The sequence below is a fragment of the Pontimicrobium sp. MEBiC01747 genome (assembly GCF_053601635.1).
In genome coordinates, this window is sequence record NZ_JBSHNS010000230.1 from 1 (window position 1) to 718 (window position 718).

Annotated in this window: 1 pseudogene; it reads left to right on the forward strand. The window is 42.6% G+C overall.

Annotated features, from left to right (window positions below):
- Window positions 1-718 (forward strand): annotated as a pseudogene (locus tag ACVC2P_RS07620) (gliding motility-associated C-terminal domain-containing protein); the annotation flags it as partial.

Genomic DNA, 718 nt, shown 5'->3' on the forward strand with positions numbered 1-718 from the left:
GAACATGGACATTAACAGATAGCTGTGGTAACACTGCGCCAGAACAAACGCAAACCATCACGGTGTCCGATAATATCGCACCAACATTTACTGCACCTGCAGATATCGAAATATTTACAGATACATCATGTAACTACGATGCTGGAGTAAACATTACAGGAGATGTTACTGATGAAAATGACAACTGTTCTGCAACACTAGACGCGACCTACACAGACGCTGTAGTCGCAGGAACTTGCGAAGGATCATTCGTAATCACCAGAACATGGACATTAACAGATAGCTGTGGTAACACTGCGCCAGAACAAACGCAAACCATTACCGTTTCCGATAATATCGCACCAACATTTACTGCACCTGCAGATATCGAAATATTTACAGATACATCATGTAATTACGATGCTGGAGTAAACATTACAGGAGATGTTACAGACGAAGCAGATAACTGTTCTTCAACACTAGACGCGACCTACACAGACGCTGTAGTCGCTGGAACTTGCGAAGGATCATTCGTAATCACCAGAACATGGACATTAACAGATAGCTGTGGTAACACTGCGCCAGAACAAACGCAAACCATCACGGTGTCTGATAATATCGCGCCAACATTTACTGCACCTGCAGATATTGAGATATTTACAGATGCATCATGTAACTACGATGCTGGAGTAAACATTACAGGAGATGTTACAGACGAAGCAGATAACTGTTCTACAAC